Origin of the sequence: Microbulbifer sp. (assembly GCF_036563125.1) — a bacterium.
Lineage (GTDB): Bacteria > Pseudomonadota > Gammaproteobacteria > Pseudomonadales > Cellvibrionaceae > Microbulbifer.
On the sequence record NZ_DATCMV010000050.1, the window covers coordinates 1 to 8,029 of the forward strand.

The 8,029-nt window shown below is 60.3% G+C and carries 6 protein-coding genes; 3 read left to right on the forward strand and 3 right to left on the reverse strand.

Annotated features, from left to right (window positions below; all coding sequences use genetic code 11):
• A partial coding sequence (locus tag VIL80_RS03765; RefSeq protein WP_332034825.1) for a GFA family protein occupies positions 1-321 on the forward strand: 321 nt, incomplete at its 5' end.
• A 64-nt stretch (positions 322-385) separates the two neighbouring features.
• Positions 386-985: a class I SAM-dependent methyltransferase gene (locus VIL80_RS03770; RefSeq protein ID WP_332034826.1), complete on the forward strand. Its 600-nt coding sequence runs from the start codon at positions 386-388 to the stop codon at positions 983-985.
• A 79-nt stretch (positions 986-1,064) separates the two neighbouring features.
• On the opposite strand, the gene VIL80_RS03775 is transcribed toward VIL80_RS03770, so the two are convergent.
• Positions 1,065-1,355 (reverse strand): DUF1540 domain-containing protein, encoded by a 291-nt coding sequence (locus VIL80_RS03775; protein WP_332034827.1) that lies wholly within the window; start codon positions 1,353-1,355, stop codon positions 1,065-1,067.
• 351 nt (positions 1,356-1,706) lie between these two features.
• Here VIL80_RS03775 and VIL80_RS03780 point away from each other — a divergent pair, with 351 nt between their 5' ends.
• A complete protein-coding gene (locus VIL80_RS03780; protein ID WP_332034828.1) occupies positions 1,707-5,261 on the forward strand; it encodes a hybrid sensor histidine kinase/response regulator in 3,555 nt (1,184 codons plus the stop codon).
• Here VIL80_RS03780 and VIL80_RS03785 read toward each other — a convergent pair.
• A complete protein-coding gene (locus VIL80_RS03785) occupies positions 5,254-5,979 on the reverse strand; it encodes a response regulator transcription factor (protein WP_332034829.1) in 726 nt (241 codons plus the stop codon). The genes VIL80_RS03780 and VIL80_RS03785 overlap by 8 nt on opposite strands.
• Positions 5,980-6,207: 228 nt before the next feature.
• A partial coding sequence (gene acs, locus VIL80_RS03790) for an acetate--CoA ligase (RefSeq protein ID WP_332034830.1) occupies positions 6,208-8,029 on the reverse strand: 1,822 nt, incomplete at its 5' end.

The following is an 8,029-nucleotide window of genomic DNA, read 5'->3' on the forward strand; positions in this document are numbered from 1 at the left end:
TGTAGGCATTCAACCGGTTCAGCCCATGCATCAAACATCTTTACCGAGCCGAATAATATTTCTTGGGTTTCTGGGGTTGAGCTGATTCAGCGCTTCGAGTTGGAGTCGGCTAAGAGTTGGGCCAAACAGTTTTGTAAAGTCTGTGGTTCCGCGGTTCCTTATATAAACCGTGCGGGTACGTATCTGGTTGTACCAGCCGGAAGCCTTAACGAGAATATAGAACTACAACCCGATGATAGAATATTTTGCGAAGATCGCTGCGCTTGGGTAGAGAGTATCGCGGATAGTCCTGAGTTTGCTGGTCTTCCAGGTAAATTTTAACAAGTGGGCAGTTCGTTCCGGGGCAAGCCCGTGTATCGATAGAGTCTAGTTTCGTCGGATTGTCATGAAGCCAATAGATATCGGAAAGGCCTACGATAGAATCACCCATCTTTGGACGCGGGCAGGCTTCGATCGAGATAATGGGATAGTGCAGCATAAACGAGCATTGTCTTTCGTGAAAAATAGACGTAATGCACTTGATGTAGGCTGTGGCTGTACCGGCAGATTTATTGATCTGCTGTTACGTGAGGGGTTTGCACCAGAGGGCGTCGATGTTTCCAAGGGGATGCTGGATCTGGCCCGGAGTCGACATCCCGAGGTCGTGTTTCATCATGAGGATATATGTGATTGGGTAATCCCGGATAGATATGACTTCATTACTGCCTGGGACAGTATTTGGCATATACCCCTTGGTGAGCATGAGCAAGTTTTGCGTAAGCTAATCGCCAGCCTTAATCCGGATGGGGTGCTGATTTTTTCGTTTGGTGGCACTTCTGGAGCACGCGAGCATTCAGACGATGCAATGGGTGAGGAGATCTATTACTCCACGCTGGGCACCAATGGATTTGTAGACATGTTAATTGGCCAGGGATGTATTCTCAGGCACCTTGAATACGATCAGTACCCTGAATTACATGCCTATGTAATCGTGCAAAAAAGCTAGCGAGTCTAGCGAGTTTTCAATAGAAAAGCCTCCCGGGAAGTCTAATCCCCGGGAGGCTTTTTTGCAGTGATTCGGCGTTTCAGTGTGCGTAGGTCAGGCAGTTGACGGTGTCACCGCTGTACCCCAGCTCGATCTTGTCTGCGCTGCATTCGAAATCGTCATTATGACTGCAACTCGTCACCTTGCAGGCACCGACACCGGCAATGCGCTCCCGCTTGGTATGGTGACTGTTGTTGAAGAAAGTGTCGCAATCGGGGTCCTGGCCTGCGCCGATGGTGATGGCGCGGGCATGGCAGGCGGAGTCGCTGTTATAGGCGCACTGGGTGGCGGCACAGCGACTGACTTCGGGCATATCGGTGGCGATGATCATGGCGCAAATCTCGTTGGATTATTGTCGGAGGAACCAAATCCCGCTTTGAGCCTAGGTCAGTACCGGTAAGTGTCAAATGAAAGTGGCAAACGATTGGCGCCATTTAACCCTCTTCATCCACCAGACATCGGTTCCTGGCAGTCACGTTATTCACGGCCAATCTAGATCTGATTCAACTACCAGTTAAGGTTTGTGGGGAAGTGCGATCCCGTTTCTGCGGAAATGGTGAAAGACGCTGTTGGCTCGGCTGCGGGGTAGGCAAACTTCTTATGACCAATGGAGCGGGGAGATTCGACTTTTCTCCAATTGCCCCGGGTCCTTGCCATCGGTTATACAGGTACACCTGACCCGGTGCGCGAGGAATTCATGATCGGCAAGTCCCTGTTGCTGTTTTTTGCCCTGTTGTATGTGGTGCTGCTGTTTGTGGTCGCGTGGCGCGCGGGCCGCCACAAGCAATGGATGCAGCACTTTCGCCCCATCATTTACGGCCTCACCCTCGCCGTGTACTGCAGCTCGTGGACGTTTTTCGGCGCGGTAGGACAGTCGGTTAGCGATACCTGGAGTTACTTGCCGATCTACCTCGGGCCAATTCTGCTGTTCCTGTTTGCCGGTGGGTTCCTGCGCAAGCTGGTGCTGGTGGGCGAGCGCCAGAAGGTTACCTCCATTGCCGACTTCATCGGTTCCCGCTACGGCAAAAGCCGGGGACTTTCCGCACTGGTCACGCTTCTCGCCATCGTCGGCAGCCTGCCGTATATCGCGCTGCAATTGCGTGCAGTGACCATGGGATGGGAAGTGATTGGTGGCGGCAGTGAAAACGACAGCTTCGTTAATCTGGATACGGCGCTCGCCACCGCGCTGCTGATGGGGCTGTTTGCGATCCTGTTCGGCACCCGCCACTTGGAAGGTCGCGAGCGCAATGTGGGCGTGGTGGCGGCCATCGCACTCGAATCCCTGGTGAAACTGTTTGCGTTTGCCGCGGTGGCGATACTGGCGCTGTGGCTACTGGTGACCGGTGGTAGCGGGCTTCCGGTGGAGAGCCTGCAGTGGCAGCCGCAGCTGCAGTGGCTGGCACCGGATATCAACTTCGTCACCCAGACCCTGCTGGCAATGGCGGCGATCATCTGCCTGCCACGGCAGTTCCACATGGCGGTGGTGGAATACCGCAACCCGGAAGACCTGAACACCGCGCGCTGGCTGTTGCCGGCGTATCTAGTGATGTTCTCGGTGCTGATCCTGCCCATCTCCCTCGCCGGCCAGCCACTGGTGGCGGCGGGCATGAGCGCACCGGACAGCCTGGTGCTGACGCTGCCGCTGCAGAGCGGGAACAGCACGCTCACCATGCTGGCGTATATCGGCGGTTTTTCCGCGGCTACCGGTATGGTGATTGTTGCGGTGCTGACGTTGGCGGTGATGGTTTCGAACGAACTGGTGGCACCGGTGTGGCTGTATCTCAGCCGGTTTACCCAGCTCACCGCCGTGTCCCTCGGCAACCATCTGCGCCTGATCCGCCGGCTGAGTATTCTGCTGTTGATGCTGATGAGCTGGGGCATGCACCGGGCGATTTCCGGTACCGAGGCACTGGCGTCCATCGGCCTGCTGTCCTTTGCCGCCGCCGCGCAGCTGGCGCCGGCACTGATCGCCGCGCTCTACTGGCCCGGCGCGCACCGGCGCGGTGTGTGGGCGGGGCTGATTGCGGGTTACGGCCTGTGGTTTTTCTGCCTGGTATTGCCGGCGATGTACCCGGACACAGCGCTGCTTGGCCGCGGGTTGTTCGGTGTTGAATTACTGCGTCCGCAGCAGTTGTTTGGACTGGCGGGACTGGACCCGCTCAGCCATGGGGTCTTCTGGAGCCTGCTCGGCAACCTGACACTGCTGGTGGGCGTATCCCTCACCTGCCGGCAGGATGGCAATGACCTGCGCCAGGCCCGTGCTTTTGTGGCGCCGGAACAGGCCGGCGAGCCGGCGCCTGACCTGGTGCCCACCGGTATCCGTATGGGCCAGGTGCGCAGCCTGCTACAGCCATTTGTAGGACCGGCACGGCTGGAGGAAATCTGGAACGACTTCGAACAGCGCAGCCAGCAGCGCCTGTTGCCGGATGATTCTGCCTCACGTTTTGTGGTCGCCGATGCCGAGCGCATTCTCGCCGGTATCGTGGGCTCCGCAGCGGCGCACCAGGTGGTGGGGCTGCTGTACAGCAACCGCCCGCTGAAGCTCGAGGATATTGCGCGGCTGGTGGACAGCACTTCCCAGCGCCTGCGGTTCAGCCAGGAGCTGCTGCAGACCACGGTGGAAACCATCAGCCAGGGTATCAGCGTGGTGGATGCAGAACTCAGGCTGGTGGCCTGGAATCGCCAGTACCTGGAGTTGTTCGACTACCCTGAGCGCCTGTTGTACATCGGCTGCCCGGTGGCATCGCTCTACCGCCACAATGCGGAGCGCGGTCTCTACGGTGACACCCACGATCCCGAAGCGCTGGAGGCCCATGTCCAGCGACGCCTCGACCTGCTGCGCCACGGCAGCGCCCACCGCTTCGAGCGCCGCCTGCCCAATGGCGCGATCGTCGAGGTGCGCGGAACGCCCATGCCCGGCGGCGGCTTTGTCACCACCTTTACCGATATCAGCGAGTACCGAGCCGCGGTGGACGCGCTGGAGGAAACCCGTCGCAGCCTGGAAGACAGGGTGCAGCAGCGCACCGCAGAGCTCTCCGACAGCAACCGCGCGCTGCAGGAGGAAAACCGACGCCGCGCCGAAGCGGAAGTGAAAATCCGCGAGCTGCACGCCGCCAAGACCCGTTTCCTCGCTCATACCAGCCACGATCTGTTGCAACCCATTAATGCGGCGCGGTTGTTTATCGCTTCGTTACAGAACAAGGCCGCCGCCGGCAGCTGGCGGGAGATGGGCGACGACATCCACTACATCGACAGTGCGCTCACCTCCGCCGAGCAATTGATTGGTGCGCTGCGTGAGATCAGCCGGCTGGATGCGGGCAACCTGAAGCCCAAGCGGGAGCATTTCCCGCTGCGCCAGCTGCTCGACGGGCTCAATGCGGAATTCTCGGCCCTCGCCAGCGAGCGCGGCCTGGACCTGCACTATGTGCCCACGGATGCCTGGGTGATCAGCGACCGCCACCTGCTGCGGCGCATACTGCAGAACTTCCTCAGCAACGCGCTGCACTACACCGCGCGCGGCCGCGTGCTGTTGGGGGCGCGCAGGCGGGTTGGAGCCGGCGGTGAGCCGCTGCTGGAAATTCAGGTGTGGGATACCGGTCCCGGCATCGACAGCAGTGCGCGCGAGCGGATATTCGACGAGTTTGTGCGTCTCGGCGGCAGCGAGCGCAGTGCCGACAAGGGCCTGGGCCTCGGCCTCGCCATCGCGCGCCGCAGTGCCGACCTGCTGGGGCACCAGCTGGGGCTCGAATCCTCACCCGGTCACGGTTCCATGTTCAGCATTCGTGTACCAGTGGGGGAGGCGCGCGAAGCGGCTCCGGAAGAGGCTGGGGTCATAGAGGTGGCAAATGTGTCGGCGGTGCCGGTGCTATGTATCGACAACGAGCGCCAGATTCTGCGGGGCATGGACAGCCTGCTCAGTGGTTGGGGCTGCCGGGTGGTAACGGCGCTTTCACTGGACGAGGCGCTGGCGCGCTGGGACCTGCGCAGTCCGCCGGCACTGGTTATTGTGGATTACCATCTCGACCGCGATGCCACCGGCATCGAAGCGCTGGAGGCGTTGTGCGAACACTGGCAGACGGAGTTGCCGGGCATCGTTATCAGTGCCGATACTTCCGAAGAAATCCGCAGCGCGGCTACCGAGCGCGGCTGGTTTTACCTGCCGAAACCGGTGAAGCCGGCGGTACTGCGCAATCTGGTGCGGCGGCTGGCGCGCACCGCGAGGAATAACGTCAGTTGACCTGGTTGGTTTTGGCTTCCGGCTTCTGCGGCGGGGCAAATTGTCCCGGCGCTTCCACATCCAGGCTGCTGAGCGCCAGCACCGCCTGGGTGCGCGAGTTGACGTCGAGCTTGCGAAACAGCGCCGTGAGGTGCGCTTTTACCGTGGCCTCGGTTACCTGCATTTCGTAGGCAATCTGCTTATTCAGCAAACCTTCCGCCAGCATGGTGGCAACGCGGAACTGCTGCGGGGTGAGGGTGGCGATCACGTCCACCACACCGTTGTCTTCCTCGGCACCGGCGGATTCATAGCGTTCCGCCACCGCGGGCGGCAGCCAGATTTCTCCCGCCAGGCTCTGCTGCAGAGCCTCCGCAATCTGTTCTACCGGTGCGGATTTGGGCAGAAAGCCGCACGCGCCGTAGTCGATGGCGCGGCACATAATTTCCGGCTTTTCATTGGCGGAAACCACCATCACCGGCAGTTGGGGATATTGGCCGCTCAGGAAGATCAGCCCGCTGAAACCGTGGGCCCCAGGCATATGCAGGTCCAGTAGCAGCAGGTCGCAGTTGGGGTGTTCCGCCACGCACTGCTGCAGGCTCTGCATATCGCAGGCTTCAAAAATTTCAGCGCCGGGGAATGTCTGCTGGATAGACAGGCGCAGGGCGTTGCGGAACAGCGGGTGGTCGTCCGCAATGATAAATTGCCGGGCAGATTGCCCGCTGTCGGTGTGATCGTTCATCGCTATGCATCCCTAACGCAATGGGACTTTTCGGCAGAACCTGTGCTCCTTGCAGGGCACAGGAGAAAAATTGTACCGGAAAGTCCCACCGATTCCTGTTGTTATTTTTTATCGGTGTGTGCCGCTGATCCTTCACGCGGCCATGCATTTCAGTCTGATCTACTGCACAAAATCGGGATGAGTGTACGGCAATGGCCCTCCACCGGAAACGGTTTCGGGCCGGGTCAGTTAAACGGTGGCGGCCGCGCGGTTGGCCACCAGGTGGTCCACTACGCCGGGATCGGCAAGGGTGGAGGTGTCACCCAACTGGTCGCACTCGTCCGCCGCCACCTTGCGCAGAATGCGCCGCATGATCTTGCCGGAGCGGGTCTTCGGCAGGCCCGGCGCCCACTGGATCACGTCCGGGGTGGCGATGGGGCCGATCTCTGCGCGCAGCCAGTCGCGCAGGGCTTTGCGCATGTCCTCGCTGGGCTCCACGCCGCTGTTCAGGGTTACGTAGACGTAGATACCCTGGCCCTTGATGTCATGGGGGTATCCCACCACCGCGGCCTCTGCCACCGCTTCGTGGGCCACCAGTGCGCTTTCCAGCTCCGCGGTACCCATGCGGTGTCCGGAGACGTTCAGCACGTCGTCCACGCGGCCGGTAATCCAGTAGTAACCGTCTTCGTCGCGCCGCGCGCCGTCGCCGGTGAAATACATGTTTTCAAAGGTGCTGAAGTAGGTCTCGGCGAAACGCTGGTGGTCGCCGAATACCGTGCGCATCTGCCCGGGCCAGCTGCCCAGCAACACCAGATTGCCCTCGGTGGCGCCGTCCAGAATATTGCCCTCATTATCCACCAGCGCCGGCTGTACGCCGAAGAAGGGGCGGGTGGCGGAGCCGGGCTTCAGTGCGGTGGCACCGGGCAGCGGGGTGAGCATGGCGGCACCGGTTTCGGTCTGCCACCAGGTGTCCACGATGGGGCAGCGGTTGCGGCCGAAGGTGCGGTAATACCATTTCCACGCCTCCGGGTTGATCGGTTCACCGACGGTGCCTAAAAGACGCAGGCTTTCCAGGCTGGCGCCGGCCACCGGCTTGTCGCCTTCGGCCATCAGTGCGCGAATCGCGGTGGGGGCGATGTAGAGAATATTGATCTGGTGATCGTCGATGATCTGCGCCACCCGGGTCACATCCGGGTAATGCGGCACGCCCTCGTACATCACGGTGGTGGCGCCATTGGCCAGCGGTCCGTAAAGGATGTAGCTGTGGCCGGTAATCCAGCCGATATCCGCGGCGCACCAGTAGCGTTCGCCGCGGCGGTAGTCGAACACGTATTCGTGGGTCAGTGAGGCGTAGGTGATGTAACCGCCACTGGTGTGCAGTACGCCCTTCGGCTTGCCGGTGGAGCCGGAGGTGTAGAGGATGAAGAGCGGGTCTTCCGCATTCATCGGTTCGGGATCGCAGGTCGGTTCGACGCTAGCAACTTCCTGATGGTACCAGAGATCGCGGCCCGGTCCCCAGCTCACCTTGCCGCCGGTGCGGCGCACGGTGAGAACCTTGTTGACCATGACATATTGCTTGGCTGCAATGTCGATGGCGGTATCGGTGTTTTCCTTCAGCGGAACCGGCTTGCCGCCGCGCACGCCTTCATCGGCCGTGATGACGAAAGTGGATTCGCAGTCGACGATGCGACCGGCAAGTGCTTCCGGTGAGAAACCGGCGAAGACGACGGAATGCACAGCGCCGATGCGCGCGCAGGCCAGCATCGCATAAGCCGCTTCCGGGATCATCGGCAGATAGATCGTGACGCGGTCGCCCTTCTTAACGCCGTGCTTCTTCAGCACATTTGCGAGGCGGCAGACATTCTCATGCAATTCGCGATAGGTGATCTTCTTGTCGATATAGGGATTGTCGCCTTCCCAGATGATCGCAACCTGATCACCACGGCTCTTCAGGTGGCGGTCGATACAGTTATAGGAAACGTTGGTAACGCCGTCCTCATACCATTTGATGGATACGTCGCCGTTGAAATCGGTGTTCTTGACCTTGGTGAAGGGCTTGAACCAGTCGATG